Here is a 15,727-nt window from a genome sequence, read left to right as displayed (position 1 = left end):
TGGGGACCCCCCCCCCCCCCCCCCCGCGGCCCCCCCCCCCCCCCCGCTCCCACAGTTTTTTTTCAGTTACTGCGGTTTGCGATAGCTGTTGATGATCGCCGAGAAGTCCTTGCCACCTTCCCCACGCTGGCTCATCGCCTGATACAACTGTTGGGCCACCGCGCCGAGCACCACCGGTTGGTGCGCCTGACGGGCCGCTTCCGTGGCCAGCCCCAGATCCTTCAACATCAACTCAGCACCAAAACCACCGGTATAGCCACGCGACGCCGGTGCCGTTTCGACGACGCCCGGCCACGGGTTGTACATTTCCGAACTCCAGCAACGGCCGGTGGAACTGTTGATGATCCCGGCCAGCACGCCAGTGTCGATGCCCAGTGCATCGCCCAGCGCCATGGCTTCGCTGACGCCGACCATGGAGATTCCCAGCAGCAGGTTGTTGCAGATCTTGGCGATCTGTCCGGTGCCGACTTCGCCGCAATGGACGATGTTGCGGCCCATTTGCGCGAGCACCGGTTGCAGGGTCGCAAACAGCTCCGGCGTGGCACCGACCATGAATGTCAACGTTCCCGCCGCGGCCCCGCCCGTGCCGCCCGACACCGGCGCATCGGCCATGGCCACGCCTTGCTTGGCGGCGGCCACAGCCACATCACGCGCCGTCTGCGGATCGATGGTGCTGCAATCCACAGCCGGTACGCCCTTGGCGATCCCCGCCAGCACGCCGTCTTCGCCCAGCCACACGCTGCGCACATGCACCGCGGCGGGCAGCATGGTGATCACCAGTTCCGCGCCTTGCGCCGCTTCACGGGCAGTCGCACTGATGCTGCCGCCCAGTTGTTCCAGTTCCGCCAGAACGGTTTTGTTCAGATCGACCAGGAGCAGCGAATGGCCGGCCTTGATCAGGTTGCGCGCCATCGGCGCCCCCATGTTGCCGAGACCGATAAAAGCGATTTTCATGTCCGGCTCCTTAACGCAAGTTGATGGTGGTGTTTACACCGTCATTGACGCTGTCGTCATCGAACCAGCGACTGGTGACAGTCTTGGTCTGAGTGTAGAACTGCACCACTTGCTTGCCATACGGGCCGAGGTCGCCGAGCTTGGAACCGCGCGAACCGGTGAAGCTGAAGAACGGGACCGGCACCGGAATCGGGATGTTAATGCCGACCTGGCCGACGTCGATTTCATTCTGGAATTTGCGCGCCGCCGCACCGCTCTGGGTGAACAGGCCGGTGCCGTTGCCGAACGGGTTGGCGTTGACCAGGGCAATGGCTTCGTCGAGGGTCGCCACTTCCAGCACCACCAGCACCGGGCCGAAGATTTCCTGGGTGTAGATCTGCATGTCGGTGGTCACACCGGAGAACAAGGTCGGGCCGACGAAGTTGCCCTGCTCGAAACCTGGAACCGAGATGTCGCGACCGTCCAGCTCCAGCTTGGCACCTTCCTTGATGCCGCTTTCGATCAGATCGAGAATGCGCGCCTTGGCCCGTTTGGAAATCACCGGGCCGACGTCGGTGCCCGGCTCGCTGCCGGCATTCACTTTCAGTTTCTGCGCCAGGGCTTTCAGGTCAGGCAGCCATTGCTTCGCCGCGCCCACCAGCACCACCACCGAGGTGGCCATGCAACGTTGGCCCGCAGCACCGAAACCGGCACCGACCAAGGCATTCAACGCTTGCTCGCGGTTGGCATCCGGCAGCACGACGGCGTGGTTCTTCGCGCCCATCATCGACTGCACGCGCTTGCCGTGTTTGCCGGCGAGGTCGTAGACATGGGTGCCGACCGCGGTCGAACCGACGAAGGAAACCGCCTTGATGTCCTTGTGGGTGCAGAGCGCATCCACCACGTCCTTGCCACCGTGGACCACGTTGAGCACGCCCGCCGGAACGCCGGCTTCAATCGCCAGTTCCACCAGCAGCATGGTCGACAGCGGATCCTGTTCCGACGGTTTGAGCACGAAGGTGTTGCCGCAGGCGATCGCCATCGGGAACATCCACAGCGGAATCATCGCCGGGAAGTTGAACGGGGTGATACCGGCACACACGCCGATCGGCTGGCGCAGGGTGTAAGTATCGACGCCGCTGGCGACGTTTTCGGCGAACTCGCCCATCTGCAGGGTGCCAATGGAGCAAGCATGCTCGACCACTTCCAGGCCGCGGAAGATATCGCCTTCAGCGTCAGCGATGGTTTTGCCCTGTTCGTTGCTGAGCACCACGGCGATGCGTTTGGAGTGCTCGCGAATCAACGCCTGGAGCTTGAGCATGATGCGCATCCGCGCACCGATCGGCGTCAGCTTCCAGGTCTGGAATGCGCGATGGGCGGCACTGATCGCAGCGTCGACTTCCTGGGCTGTGGCAAACGGCACCTTCGCCAGCACTTGCTGGGTCGCCGGGTTGACGATGTCGTGCCATTCGGTGGTCTGGGACTCGACCCACTCGCCATCGATCAACAGCTTGACCTTGTGCACCGTGGTTTCGTTGGACGTGAGCGATACGTTCATGCTGGTCTCCTGGGCATTGTTCTTATTCAGAGAGCTTTCAGGGAAGAAACTCGCTTGGGGGTGAGACGTGCGTCGCGATTAGCTTATCGGACTGTTTTTGGAGTATAGATGTGCAAACTTCTAATAAGAACGCACATAAAAGCCGGTCCATCATGCAAAAAAACATCACCTCACTGGGGTCGCTGAACTGGGACGACCTGAAGTTTTTCCTCGAAGTCGCCCGCACCCGCAAGGCCAGCACCGCGGCCAAGCGCCTCGCGGTGGACTACACCACGGTGTCGCGGCGCATCAGTTCGCTGGAGGCGGCACTCGGCACTTTGCTGTTCGAAAAGTCCCGGACCAGCGGTTTCGTCTTGACCGCCGAAGGCCAGCGACTGCTCGGTTATGCAGAGTCGATCGAAAGCACGTTGCACATGGCTTGCGAACAGGTGTCCGGTTCAGGCGTCGCGTTGTCCGGGCATGTGCGCATGGGTTGCACAGAAGGTTTCGGCAGCTTTTTCATCACCCCGCAACTGAGCCATTTCGTCGACGCCTACCCGGCGATCTCCGTGGACATCCTGCCGCTGCCGCACTTCATCAGCCTGTCCAAGCGCGAGGCGGACATCGTCATCGCCCTGGAACGCCCGGAGCATGGACCCTACGTCTGCTGCAAACTCTGCGACTACAAATTGCAGCTGTACGCGACCCAGGACTACCTGGACAAACACCCGCCCATCCGCCGCCCGGCAGACCTGGGCAAGCATTCATTCATCAGTTATGTCGACGACCTGGCGTTCAGCTCTGAGCTGCTGTACCTGGCCAACGTCCTGCCGGGCGCCAGCGCCAACCTGCGCAGCACCAGCGTGATCGCGCAATTCGTGGCGGCGCAACAAGGGCGGTCACTGGCGATCCTGCCGTGCTTCCTCGCCGCGCAGGATCCACGGCTGCTGCCGGTGTTGCCGGAAGAGATCAACATTACGCGGCAATTTTGGATGTACTGCCGGGAGGATCTGAGGAAACTCAAGCGGATTACCTTGCTGTGGGATTACATCAGGCAGGTGACTGAGCGGAATCAGGAGTTGTTGATGGGGGAGCGTCGGGACATGCTGTTCGCTGACTAAGCACCCTAGCCGGGGCGAGTACCTTATGTACCTATGTATCTCTGGATTTTTATCAGATAGCTCTGACGATACCTCATTGAAATATGAGCTGGACGTTGCCCCCGAATTTGAACAACGGATCGTTTCGCTTCTCGGCCATGAGAGTATGAGTGCGATGGCGAGCGGGGAATGGCTGCTGACAGCAGAACAGGTCAGGCAGATTGCTGCCTTGACCCATGAATCCATTCCGCTCGATCTTGATGTGTTCATCGGTGTTGAGACGTAAACCAATGAGGACCTGCGTAATAAGGGAGCCATGTTTTTAAGAAACGACGATTCACCCATTCACCGCGCCGACTAATCCGCACTCACCACAATCGCCACCCGACGATTCTCGGTGCGGCCGGCCGCAGTGTCGTTTGTGGCAACCGGCTGACTGCTGCCGAGGCCGCGTAGCTGGATGTTTTGCTCTTTCATGCCGATGGAAGCCAGCACGTTCCTGACGCTTTTCGCGCGGCGCAGGGACAGTTGTTCGTTGTAGGACTCCTTGCCCGACGCGTCGGTGTGGCCATCGATCCGCACCCGATCAATCCCCACGCCCAGCAATGCCTTGCCGATGCGCTCGACGATCTCGGTGCTCTGCGGGTTGAGGCTTTCGACGTCGCTGCCAAACAGCACCTTGCCGGACAAGCCGAACGCCCAGCCTTCGTCAGTCAATTCGAAACCCTGTTGTTTGAGCACGGCGATCTGTGCCGGGGTCAGGCCTTTTTGCGGTGCGGTCTGGCAACCGGTCAATGCCAGCAGGGTCATGAACAGCGTGATCGTAATAAAGCGCAGATGGCGTGAAAACACGGTGTTAGCTCCTGGTTTGAACATCGGCGGCAGGGTGCTCCGACCCTGACGTGTGTTGTGCACCTCTGGCGAGGCGTTTGGCTTGGTACATGGCGGCATCGGCCGCATTGAGCAGCGCGCCCGGTGTCGCCCCATGATCGGGGTACACGGCGATGCCGATACTGAGGGACGTCAAGACTTGCGTGGTTCCCGGCAACGGGATCGGCATTTCCATGCTCGCGAGGATTTTGTCGGCGATCCGCTCGGCATCTTCGGTGGTGTGCAGCGGGGTCAGCAGGACCGCAAACTCGTCGCCGCCCAGACGCGCCACCAGATCATCTTCACGCAGTTGCGCACGTACCCGATCGGCCACCGCCACCAGCACCGCATCGCCGGCGGCGTGGCCGAAGTTGTCGTTGATTTCCTTGAATCGGTCACTGTCGAGAAACAGCACCGCCACGCGCTCGTTGAGCTTGTTGGCATTGCGCAGCGAACGCATCAACCGGCCTTCGAAAAACGCCCGGTTCGGCAACCCGGTGAGGCTGTCATGGCTGGCCTGGTGAGCCAGGGTTTCGTTTTCGCTTTGCAAGTGGGTCTGCCAGGCTTCGAGTTCATCGAGCAGGGCATTGAAGTCGTTGCCGAGGTTATCCAACTCGGCAATGGCGGCGGGCGGCACGCGCCGGTCGAAGGCCCGCTCGCTGCGTGCGGCGTGCGCCACCGTCGCCAAGCTACGCAACGGACCGGTGATCCCGCGAAGTTGTTGGCGCGCCAGGTACAGCGCAACCCAGGCGCTGACGGCGGTGCACAAGACGATCCCCACCAGACCGCTGAGCAAGAAGCGCATCAGGCTGCCGCCGTGCCCGGCCAGCTCGATGCTGCCGATTTCACGCCCCTGATGGACGATCGGCATGCTGATCGGTTTTTCCAGAAACACCTTGGCCATCTGCATTTCAAGGTCCGAAAACAATCCGGTTTCCGGCCGCTGCCAACGCGCCAACAATGTGCCTTGCTCGTCCAGCACCTGGGCATCGGCGACTTCTTCGGTGGACGCGATCAACGCCAACGCTTCGGTGGCCGCCGTCTTGTCGTTGAACACCACCGCCGCTTCCACGGTGTAGTTGATGGAGCGGGCAATCAGGTGCAGGTTGTGATCGGCATAGACCCGCAAGGCCAGGACGCCCAGTAGCGTCAGCGAGACACTGGCCATGGCCACGCCCACCAGGGCAACGGTCAAATGACCTCGACCAATGACCGAGCGCAAGGTCGGGCGACTGCCCGGTTTGAATAGACTCATGGCGCCGCCGGCTTGCGACGGGACAGTTGCAGCACGTTGGGATGGATCCGCACGCCGCTGCGGGCGACGGAGTCCAGGTTGACCTCAAAGGACACTTGCTCATCGCTGACCCGCAGGCAGAACAGACTGCCAACGGTGCATTGATCGTCGCTTTCGCTGATGCTCAGCACTGGACGCCCTGTCAGTGAAGCGAACAATTGACTGCGTTCCTCGCTGGTCAACTTGCCGATGTACACCGCATCGCACTCACCGACAATCGACGGGTTGTTCGCCAGCAAACGGCGCACGGTCACCGGGCGGCCAGTGGCCTGGGTGGTGCCTTTGACCAGATCGTCGGTGTACTCGGTCGGGCCAACGATGCACAAACGCAACTGCGCAGGCTCGACGGGCCAGCGGGCGTAACTGAGGATGCCGAGGACGACTTGCGTGACCGATTCGGCGCGCTGATCGGCCATGCCTTTTGGGGTTTGCGCTTGTGCGAAAACGAGGCCACTGAGCAAACAGAGGGAACCTGCGAGCACGATTTGCTTGCAGACACCGATGCGCTCTGTCGTCCAGACAGCCACCTTCATACAGGGATTCTCTTGGAGTGTAACGGGATGATGCCGCAACGATAGCATAGCGCCGTACCACCCGCGAGGCCGTGCAACACGGCGCTTCGGACAGTTTCCGGCGTCCGCCGCAGCGCCCTCAATCCATCGGTGGAACGGCTTCTTCGAGTTCCAGCATCAGCCCGCTCAAGCGCTTGACCTTGCGGCGCACCGCCTCTTCGAATACGCCCGTTCTTGGTTCGATCAAGGTGAACCAATGTTTGGCGCGGGTGATGCCGGTATAGATCAGTTCCTTGGTCAGCACCGGGTTCAGGGCGTCCGGCAAAATCAACGCGGTGTGAGCAAACTCGGAGCCCTGGGACTTGTGCACGGTCATGGCGTAGACGGTTTCGACATCATTCAACCGGCTCGGCAGCACAAAGCGCACACCGCCCTGCCCGTCGTTGCGCGGGAAGGCCACGCGCAATACCGGCTGCCCCGCCTGGGGGCCTTCACGCTCCGGCAGCTTGAGGGCAATGCCGATGTCGCCGTTCATCAAGCCCAGCCCGTAGTCGTTGCGCGTCATCAACACCGGCCGCCCCTCGTACCATTGCTGATTGCTGTCGATCAGCCGCGCCTTGAGCAGCGCCTCGGTCACTCGCTGATTCAAGCCTTCCACCCCCCAGGGTCCCTTGCGCACGGCGCACAGTAACTGGAAAGCATCGAAGGCTTGCAGCACTTCCCGCGCCCAATCGGTCCAGCACGGGTCTTCAAGTGGGCTGCCAAGCAGCGGCCGGCGGTTGCGCAGCAGGCTCAAGTAATGCCGATAGCCTTGCGGCCCCTCGCTATGACCTTCGAGCAACAAGCGTTCGAGCGCGCGATCATGTTCGCCTTTGAGCGGCAGCGAAAAAACATCGTCGTGATTTCGAGCCGCCAACAACCGGCGCGCCTCTTCAGGCTGTTGCTGGTTGACCCAGCGCGCCAGTTGGCCAATGCCGCTGCCTTCGCCGAATCGACGTGAGTGGCGCAGCATCACCACCTGTTGGGCCAGCGGATGAGTCCCGTGGGTATCTTCGTGCAAGCCGCTGGTTTCGAGGTTTTCGCCGCTGACCGTTTCCAGCCACTGCCGGGTCTGCGGGCTGTACCAACCCGCCTCGGCGTCGCGGCACAAATCCCCCAGCACGGCACCGGCTTCCACCGACGCCAGTTGGTCCTTGTCCCCCAGCAGCACCAGGCGCGCATGAGCCGGCATCGCGTCGAGCAGATTGGCCATCATCTCCAGGTCGATCATCGACGCTTCGTCCACCACCAGCACATCCAGTGGCAATCGATTACCGGCGTGGTGGCGGAAATGCCGGGTGCCGGGGCGGCTACCGAGCAGACGGTGGACCGTGGTGACATCTGACGGGATTTTTCCCCGCACGGCCTCGTCCACTTGCAACGTGCGGACTTGCTGGCTGATCGACTCCGTCAACCGCGCCGCCGCTTTACCGGTGGGCGCGGCGAGGCGGATGCGCAACGGTTTGCCTGCCTCCACCGCCGGCGCCTGCAGCAAGGCCAGCAAGCGTACTACGGTGGTGGTCTTGCCAGTACCGGGACCGCCGGTGACGATACTGAATGCGCTGCGGGTCGCCAAGGCACAGGCGAGTTTCTGCCAGTCGATCACCTCGCCGGGCCGCGCCTTGCCGAATAGACCGGTGAGGCGTTGCGGCAGATCGTCCGGCGTGGATTCGTGCTCCGCCAGGCGCAGGCGCAGTGAGTTGTCGATGCGCCGCTCGTAAGCCCAATAGCGGCGCAAGTAAAGGCGTTTCCCGGATAACACCAACGGGCGTTGCTGTGCCGTTTCGCTGCTGTCGACCGCCAATGCCACCAAGCGACTGGCGGCCAGGACTTTGCACCAATGGGCACCGTCCAGCGTTTCCAGCAACTGGGAAGGCAGCAGCATCGCAGCGCTTTGCACATCGCCTTCCGGGGGCAATGACAAGGCGAAGTCAGGTTCCTTGAGCGTCTCGTACAAATCGAGGCAGACATGACCGTGGCCCAGTTGATGGCTGGTCAGCGCCGCCGCCAGCAACACCAGCGGATCGTCATCCGGAGCCAGCTCATGCAGGAAAGCGACAAAAGCCTTGTCCAAGGCTCGCAACCAGCCGCGCTCGACCCAGCGCGTGAGCAGGATCAGCAAATCATCGGCGCGGCTCAACGGCGCCAGGTTCGCCAGGCTTTCGGCGGCCAACGGCATGGGCAACAAATCGGCGAAGGTGCGACTCATAGCAGGACTCCCTGTTCCCAAGCGGGTTCGGCCTTGGGTTGCGCCTTGCCCTGGAACATCCGGTCCAGACGCTCGATCAATTCTCTCGGCGGCCGGGCGAAATACACGCCCTGACTGGACGCATGCGTGCCCCGCAAGAACAGGTACAACGCACCACCGACGTGCCGCTCGTAATCGTAATCGGCCAGCCGCGCCTTGAGCTGGCGATGCAGGGCCAGCAGGTACAGCACGTATTGCAAGTCGTAGCGATTGTCCAGAATCGACTGCTCCATGGCCTGCTCGGTGTAGGCGGTGTCATCGACGCCCAGCCAGTTGGATTTGTAATCGGCAACGTAATAGCGGCCGTCGTGCTCGAACGTCAGGTCGATGAAGCCTTTGAACATGCCATTGAGCAGCACCGGTTCAGCGGCGACGCGGGCGACACCGTTGTGGGTGTATTGGCGCACCAGCTCATCGAGCTTTAGTACATCGACCTTATGGCTGGCGAACCAGAATTCCATCTCGACACGGTAGTGCTTGAGCTCCTCAAAGAGCATCGGCGGCTGACCCGCACCCAGGTGCAACGGTGATTTGAGCAGGTGCTGCAGCCAGTCAGTCAGGGTGACGATCCAGCCTTCCCAGCCACGACGATTGCAACGACGGGCAATCGCGTCTTCCACGGCTTGCGGCGTGGGCGCAAAGCCCTCCTCGCCGGCCCATTCAAGCAAGCCGTGAAGAAAGGTGCCGGGGTTCGGACCGCGAGGGAATCGATGAATATCGGCGCCGCCCGCGACCACCTCGCGCGGCGCTTCGGGATCGAGGCGCTCGTCGTCGAACAGCTTTTGCGCTTGCGGGCTTTCCGGCGCTTCGTCGCTGCCCATGCTCAGGGTTTCGCCGATGCGCAGGGCGCTGTAGGAGGCAATCCACCAGTTTTCACTGGCCTTGCGCTTGGGGATCAGCGGCGCGCGCAAGGTCGCATCGTTTTGCGCAGGATGGTAATGCTCGTCCGTCGCGTCCGGCAGCTCGCTGTAGTGCAGCGCCGGACAATCTTGCTGCAGGTCCTCCAGCCAGCGCTTCAAACCTGGCGTTTCAGTTAACGGAGCACCGCCGCCCAACAGGTAACCCAGCGCCGAGCGGTGCAACACCGAGCTGTTGTTATTGCCGCGCTTGAGGTCCGTCACGCCGAGCCAGCAGGCATGTTGCGCGCGAGTCAGGGCGACATAGAGCAAGCGCAGATCCTCGGCCAGGCGCTCATCATCCGCCAGGGCGATCAACTCGGGCGTGGGCTTCAAGGTCACCTGGGCATCGCCGTTTTCGTCGTGGTAATGCAGCGGCAATCGGCTGCCGTCCACGGGTTTCGCCGAACACACGAACGGCAGGAACACCAACGGATACTCAAGGCCCTTGGACTTGTGAATGGTCACGACCTTGACCAGTTGCTCGTCGCTCTCCAGGCGCAGGATCTGTTCTTCTCCCGCCTGACCGGACAACGCCAGATGCTCGGACAGATGCCGGATCAGCGCTTGCTCGCCATCGAGTTCGGACGCCGCTTGCTGTAGCAGTTCGGACAGGTGCAGCAAGTTGGTCAGCACTCGCTCGCCGTCACTGCGCGCAATCAATGCCTGGGGCAGCTGGAAGTCGTGCAGCAAACGCCGCAGCATCGGCAGCACGCCTTGCTTGCGCCAGAGTTCGCGATAGCCGCGGAATTGCATGACTCGGGCTTCCCAGGCCAACTCGTCCTGATTCAACTGCTCCAGCGCTGCCAGCGACAGATTCAAGGTGATGCTGGCCAATGCGGCGCGCAACGGACGCTCGACGTCCGGTTCAGCGCAGGCCTTGAGCCACGTCAGCAGATCGTGGGCTTCCTGGGCGGCGAATACCGAGTCCTTGTCCGACAGATAAACGCTGCGCACACCCCGGGCGGCGAGCTCGGCGCGCACGGCCTGTGCTTCTTTGCCGTCGCGCACCAGGATCGCGATATCTGCCGGCAACAGGCCGCGGAAGTCCCGGCCGTCCTGAATGAAACCGGCCTTGCCCTGTTGCCCGCCATTAAGCAGCGCGGTGATTTCACTGGCGCACGCTGCGGCCAGTTGCTGCCGGTAAACCGCGCCGGACAGCGGTTGATCGGCGGCCAGATGCCAGATGTTCAGCGCCGGTACGACCTGACCTTCGACGCTCAGAACTTCTTTGCGGCCTTGGGACGCGACCGGCAAAAACGGCACGGGATTCACGCCACTCTTTTCGCGAAAGAGGAACGCGCCACGCCCGGCTTCGCGCGATTCGGCGCGCGCAAACACGTGGTTGACCGCATTGACCATGCCATGGCTTGAGCGGAAATTGGTGTCCAGAGTATGCAATCGGCCAGCGGTGGCCTGACGGGCGCGAAGGTACGTGTAGATGTCGGCGCCACGGAAAGCGTAGATCGCCTGTTTGGGGTCGCCGATCAGGAACAGGCCGCCTTCCGGGTTGTTGTCTTCGATGCGATAGATGCTTTCGAAAATCCGGTACTGCACCGGATCGGTGTCCTGGAATTCGTCGATCAACGCCACCGGAAACTGTTCGCGAATCAAGGTCGCCAAGCGCTCGCCACCTTCGGATTGCAGCGCGGCATCGAGGCGCAGCAGCATGTCGTCAAAACCCATTTCCGCACGGCGACGCTTTTCAGCCTCGAACCGTGTACCCACCCACTGCGCGGCGTGTTGCAGCACCGCGGCATCGGGGGTCGGCAAGCCGTCGAGGCTGAGTTTGAGACCGGGCATGGCGTCGAGTCCCGGATGATTGGGCACTTCGCCTTTCTTCCACGCTTCAGCCATGCCATCGGGGGTCAGCCGGGCGAAGCCGGTGCCGATGTCCAACTGCTCGAGCAACTCGTCTTCGGCCCAGGCTTTGAGCTTTTCGAACCAGGGTTCGAAGTAGCGCGCCTGCATCTTGCGGCCGTCGACGCTTTTGCTCGCGACACCCTCGTGGCAGATGGCAAGCAACTCGTCCGCCCACTGACGCCAGGGCATTTTCAGTTCGACCAGTGCTGTCCGTCGCTCTTGCAGGCACTCGATGATCAGTTCTCCAGGCTCTTTGCCTTCGACGCTGTTGCGCTCAGTGGCAAACAACCCACGAAGGCGTGGCAACAGGGCAGCGGGCCCTCCCCAATTGCCGCGCACCCAGTTCAGTGCGTCGCCTTGCATCGGGTAGCAGAACAAGCGCCAGTAATCGCGCAGGACCTCGCCGAGCAAGTCGCTGTGATCGGTTTCCAGGGTCTGGGTGAACAGGCTGCCACTGTCGAAGGCGTGTTCGCGCAACATCCGCTGGCACCAACTGTGGATGGTCGAGACGGCGGCCTCGTCCATCCATTGTGCAGCAATGTCCAAGCGGTTCGCGCACCCAGGCCACTGGTCGGGAAGGTACTCTTCGCGCAACTCCGCGATCAGGGCATCCGGTGCCGGGGTTTCATCGCGGAAAAATCGCGCGGCTTCGGCCAGGCGCGTTCGAATACGCTCGCGCAGCTCTTTGGTGGCGGCGTCGGTGAAGGTCACGACGAGGATTTGGGGCGGCAGCAATTCACGCCCGAATCCGCTCGCCTCCCCACCGTGGCCAAGGACCAGACGCAGGTAGAGCGCAGAGATGGTGAAGGTCTTTCCGGTCCCCGCGCTGGCTTCGATCAGTTGACTGCCGCGCAGCGGGAAGGCCAGGGCCAGCGGTGTTTTCCGGGTCATGAGCGCGGCTCCTCGCTGGTCAATGAGCGCCAGGAGGCTTCAAATAGTGGTTTGTATAAAGCGTTGCACCAATTGGGGAAGGTCTCATCAGCAACCAATGCATCGTAGTCGGCGAACTGCCGGGCGAGCGCAGGGCTTTCGCGGCGTTCGCCGTCCGTGGTGAGTCCGTCACCTTCATAGGCCTTACGGGCAGCGGCGTCGGCTTTGGTCGGATCGGTCTGGGCGAGCCAGGCAAACGCTGTTTTCACTGCAACGGGCAAAGGTTGGCGCATGCCCGACTGCCAGGCCATCAGCAGGTCGCCCAGAATCGCCGAGGCGGCATCTGCCTCCATCGGCCCCAGCAATAGACTGTCGTCACTGGCCACCAACGCCGTGGTCATCGCCATGCCACTGGCGCAGGCCACCAGATGATTGACCCAGGGCCGAGTGAGGCGATGCCACTTGCGCGACTTGACCGAGCCGATACTGTTGGGAATCGTGGTGACCGACAGCAAGCCACCGTCTGCACGCTGATGCAGGTCGCTGAGCCAACCTTCCAAACGCAAGCCCTGGAGTTCGAGATTGACCGGCAAAGCGCTGGTGAGCGGCGCTGGCCACAAAGCCAGAAGCTGTTGATAGCGCTGCAATAGATCGGGCAACGGCTCGATCAACTCGCGTTGCAGGCTTTCACCGAAACCGGCCATGGGGAGCAGCCCGCTGTTTTGCAGGCGTTTTGCCTGGGACTCCAGCACCGCTTCGGCGAGATCAATCTGTGCCAGTGCGGCACCGAGCAAGCTGTCGCTGAGGCTATAGCGTTGCAGCGCATCGAGGACGAAGGGCTCTTCATCGGCGAGAGGCACTTCAGCGGCTTCGAAGAATACCTTCAGCCGCTGGCTGAAGAAATGTCGTACGGGGTTGCGCAAGAAATCCTGCAACTGGCCGAGGCTCAAGGGTTCTTCCTGCACGTAAGGATCGAGGATGTTGCTATCCGTGGCGGATTCGATGGATTGATGCAGCACCTGCCATTCGTTGGCGTAGCTGAACAGATCATCGCCTTCATGGAAGTAACGCGCGCTGAACGGTTGCAATGGATGTTCCTGGGTCATGGCCTCAAGCAGGTCTTCATCGGCGTCGTGCAATCGCCAGCCGCTGGCGAGATGGTCACGCAACTGGCCGATCAGCACGGATGCGGGGCGCTCGCTGTTGTCGCGAATGCTGCGTCCGACCCAACTGATATAGAGCTGATCCCGTGCCGAGAGCAAGGCTTCCAGCAGCAGATAGCGGTCATCTTCGCGCCGGGAGCGGTCACCGGGTCGGTAATCGCTGCCCATCAGGTCGAAGTCGAGCGGCGGTTGCGCGCGAGGGTAATCACCGTCGTTCATCCCCAGCAGACACACCAGTTTGAAGGGGATTGCGCGCATGGGCATCAGGGTGCAGAAGTTGACCGCACCGGCTAGAAAGCGCTGGGACAAACGCCCTTGATCGAGACCGGCGAGCCAGGCTTCGCGAACGACCGTCAACGGCAGATCGTCGTGCAAGCCGACCGACTCACAGGTCTCGAGCCAGGTTTCACGCAACTCTTCGAGCTGGGCCAGGAGGTAGTCGTCATGCTCATTACTGGCCTGGAAAAACAACTGCGCCAGCGCCTGCAAGCGCATGCCCCATTGCATGGGTGGAGCCGGCTGAGAGAGTTCCTGATGGGCGATCTCCAGCGCATCCAGCAGCGCAACCAGAGGGCCAATGAGCGCGGCATCGAGACCACCGATTTCGTCATAAGGCTCAATGCCTTCGCAGGCGCTGCCGCTGCCCACGGCATAGCCGAGCAGCATCCGCCGCAGCCCGAATCGCCAGCTGTTTTGCTCCAGTTCCTCCGGCAATCCCAAGCCGGCGCGTTGTCCGGCGTTCATGCCCCAACGGATGCCGGCGCCTTCGATCCAGCGGTGCAGGGTGGGCAGGTCGCGCTCTTCTACACCGAAACGAGCGCGCAGTGCGGGAACGTCCAGCAGGTCGAGAATTTCGCTGACGGGGAATCGACTGTCCGGCAGCTTGAGCAAATGTTCGACAGCGATCAGCAGCGGATCACGGCCACGTTGGCCCTGGTCTGCGAGCGTGAAGGGAATGAAGCGCGGATCCGTGCGATCGAGCTGGCCGAAAACGGCGCGAATATGGGGTGCGTAACTGTCGATGTCCGGGACCATCACGATGATGTCGCGAGGCCTTAAATCGGGATCAGGGCTGAAGCGCGCGAGCAACTGATCGTGAAGGATCTCAACTTCGCGTTGGGCGCTGTGGGCGATGTGAAAACGGATGGACTGATCTGCAGCCAGATCGACTGCCGGCCAGCGTTCGCGGGTTTCATTCAGGGGACGTAATTCGAGAATGTCATCCTGTAATTGATTGAGCATGTTCAGTGGCTGGCTGTCACTGAACAGGTCGATTCGCCCGTCACGAAAGGCCGAGCGGTAACTGTTGGGATCGTCATAGCTGTCGAGCAGGTTGATGTAGTCGCGGCCCTGTTTGCCCCATGCGGCCAATAGCGGATGGGCGTGCTGGTGCAAGGTCTGCGGGTCCAGTACAACCGGCATGCCGCTCTTGCGGGCCTGACGTTTGTATTGATGCCGCAGCAGGTCTTTATCAGCGACGATGTCTGCCCAATGGTGACGACAGGGATTATGGACACACAATAAAACCTGACTAAAACGGGCCAGGCCGGCGAGCGCTTCCAGGGCCTGGGCAGGAAGTGAAGAAATCCCGAAAACGATCACGCGGGAAGGTAGGCCGGTTGGCGCAACGTCGAGTCTGTTAATGCGCTCGATAAATCGCTGGTGAACGCCGGCACGGCTTTGCGCCATGCCTTGTACACCGACGTCCAGCAACAGGGCGCGCCATAGCTCTGCCTGCCAGCAGTTGGCCGGGGTCAGGGCTTTCGTTTCGCCGCGGCCGTTGCGTAACTGATGACGACCTTCCGCCCAATCTTCGAGCCAGTCAGCCCGGTAGACCTGGTATTGGTCGAACAGGTCAGCCAGGCGCTCGGCCAGTTGATAGCGTTTGCGCAAATCGGTGTCGTCGGTCAGAAAGCGTTGCAGAGGCTCGAAGTGAGGCTGGTCGATCAACTGCGGAAGCAGACGCATGAGGCGCCAGGTCAGCGGGGCTTTATCGAGCAGGGATTTGACCGGGATTTCATCGCGTCCAAGGACCATGCGATAGAGCTGCCACATGAAGCTGCCCGGCAACTGCACGTCGATCGCGGCGGCAATACCGCAGCCGCCCATGTCATCCTCTTCCGGGTCTTCAGCCAGTGCCAGCTTCAACCATTGGGCGATGCCGTTGCTCTGCACCAGCGCAATTTCATTTTCCAACGGTGCCAGCGGGTAGCGCCGCATCCAGCTGACCACCAGGCTGCGCAATTCGTCCAGGCGGTTGCCGTGAACGACCATAAAACCAGCACTGAGGGACGTCGCGTCCGGCATAAAGGCTTCCTTGGAAAAATACAAAAGCTAGGGCCGAACCTTAGCATTGTCGGGAGACGGTGACAGCCGGAAGCCGTGCGGTGTTGCTGTATGAA

10 protein-coding genes are annotated in these 15,727 nt (G+C 61.7%); 2 read left to right on the top strand and 8 right to left on the bottom strand.

What is annotated here, in order from left to right; genetic code table 11:
- Window positions 1–66: 66 nt before the first annotated feature.
- Window positions 67–954, bottom strand: coding sequence for a 3-hydroxyisobutyrate dehydrogenase (gene mmsB, locus NTD84_RS11205; RefSeq protein ID WP_262165221.1), 888 nt, complete (start codon window positions 952–954; stop codon window positions 67–69).
- Window positions 955–964: 10 nt separating this feature from the next.
- Entirely contained in the window at window positions 965–2,491 is a 1,527-nt protein-coding gene (locus NTD84_RS11200) for a CoA-acylating methylmalonate-semialdehyde dehydrogenase (protein ID WP_262165220.1), read from the bottom strand.
- A gap of 152 nt (window positions 2,492–2,643) precedes the next feature.
- On the opposite strand from NTD84_RS11200, the gene NTD84_RS11195 reads away from it, so the two are divergent.
- Together NTD84_RS11195 and NTD84_RS11190 are read left to right on the top strand one after the other, a co-directional pair.
- Complete coding sequence (locus NTD84_RS11195) at window positions 2,644–3,591, top strand: LysR family transcriptional regulator (protein ID WP_262165219.1); 948 nt, start codon at window positions 2,644–2,646, stop codon at window positions 3,589–3,591.
- Between the two features lie 25 nt (window positions 3,592–3,616).
- Window positions 3,617–3,856, top strand: a complete 240-nt coding sequence (locus NTD84_RS11190) for a pyocin S6 family toxin immunity protein (RefSeq protein ID WP_262165218.1) — start codon at window positions 3,617–3,619, stop codon at window positions 3,854–3,856.
- A gap of 71 nt (window positions 3,857–3,927) precedes the next feature.
- On the opposite strand, the gene NTD84_RS11185 is transcribed toward NTD84_RS11190, so the two are convergent.
- From NTD84_RS11185 to recC, 6 genes are all read right to left on the bottom strand, one after another.
- Entirely contained in the window at window positions 3,928–4,446 is a 519-nt protein-coding gene (locus tag NTD84_RS11185) for an OmpA family protein (protein WP_410017342.1), read from the bottom strand.
- A complete protein-coding gene (locus NTD84_RS11180) occupies window positions 4,427–5,695 on the bottom strand; it encodes a diguanylate cyclase domain-containing protein (protein ID WP_262165214.1) in 1,269 nt (422 codons plus the stop codon). Before NTD84_RS11180 ends, NTD84_RS11185 begins: the two co-directional genes overlap by 20 nt.
- Window positions 5,692–6,267: a YfiR family protein gene (locus tag NTD84_RS11175; protein WP_262165212.1), complete on the bottom strand. Its 576-nt coding sequence runs from the start codon at window positions 6,265–6,267 to the stop codon at window positions 5,692–5,694. The genes NTD84_RS11180 and NTD84_RS11175 overlap by 4 nt, the downstream gene beginning before the upstream one ends.
- A gap of 118 nt (window positions 6,268–6,385) precedes the next feature.
- Entirely contained in the window at window positions 6,386–8,494 is a 2,109-nt protein-coding gene (gene recD, locus NTD84_RS11170; protein WP_262165210.1) for an exodeoxyribonuclease V subunit alpha, read from the bottom strand.
- A complete protein-coding gene (gene recB, locus NTD84_RS11165) occupies window positions 8,491–12,183 on the bottom strand; it encodes an exodeoxyribonuclease V subunit beta (RefSeq protein WP_262165208.1) in 3,693 nt (1,230 codons plus the stop codon). Before recB ends, recD begins: the two co-directional genes overlap by 4 nt.
- The gene (gene recC / locus NTD84_RS11160; RefSeq protein ID WP_262165206.1) at window positions 12,180–15,632 is read right to left on the bottom strand and encodes an exodeoxyribonuclease V subunit gamma; all 3,453 of its coding nucleotides are present in this window, start codon (window positions 15,630–15,632) and stop codon (window positions 12,180–12,182) included. The genes recB and recC overlap by 4 nt, the downstream gene beginning before the upstream one ends.
- Window positions 15,633–15,727: the final 95 nt, after the last annotated feature.

This window comes from Pseudomonas sp. 14P_8.1_Bac3 (assembly GCF_025466085.1).
Lineage (GTDB): Bacteria > Pseudomonadota > Gammaproteobacteria > Pseudomonadales > Pseudomonadaceae > Aquipseudomonas.
The sequence above is the reverse complement of the archived record's forward strand: the minus strand, read 5'-3'. Positions and strand labels throughout refer to the sequence as shown.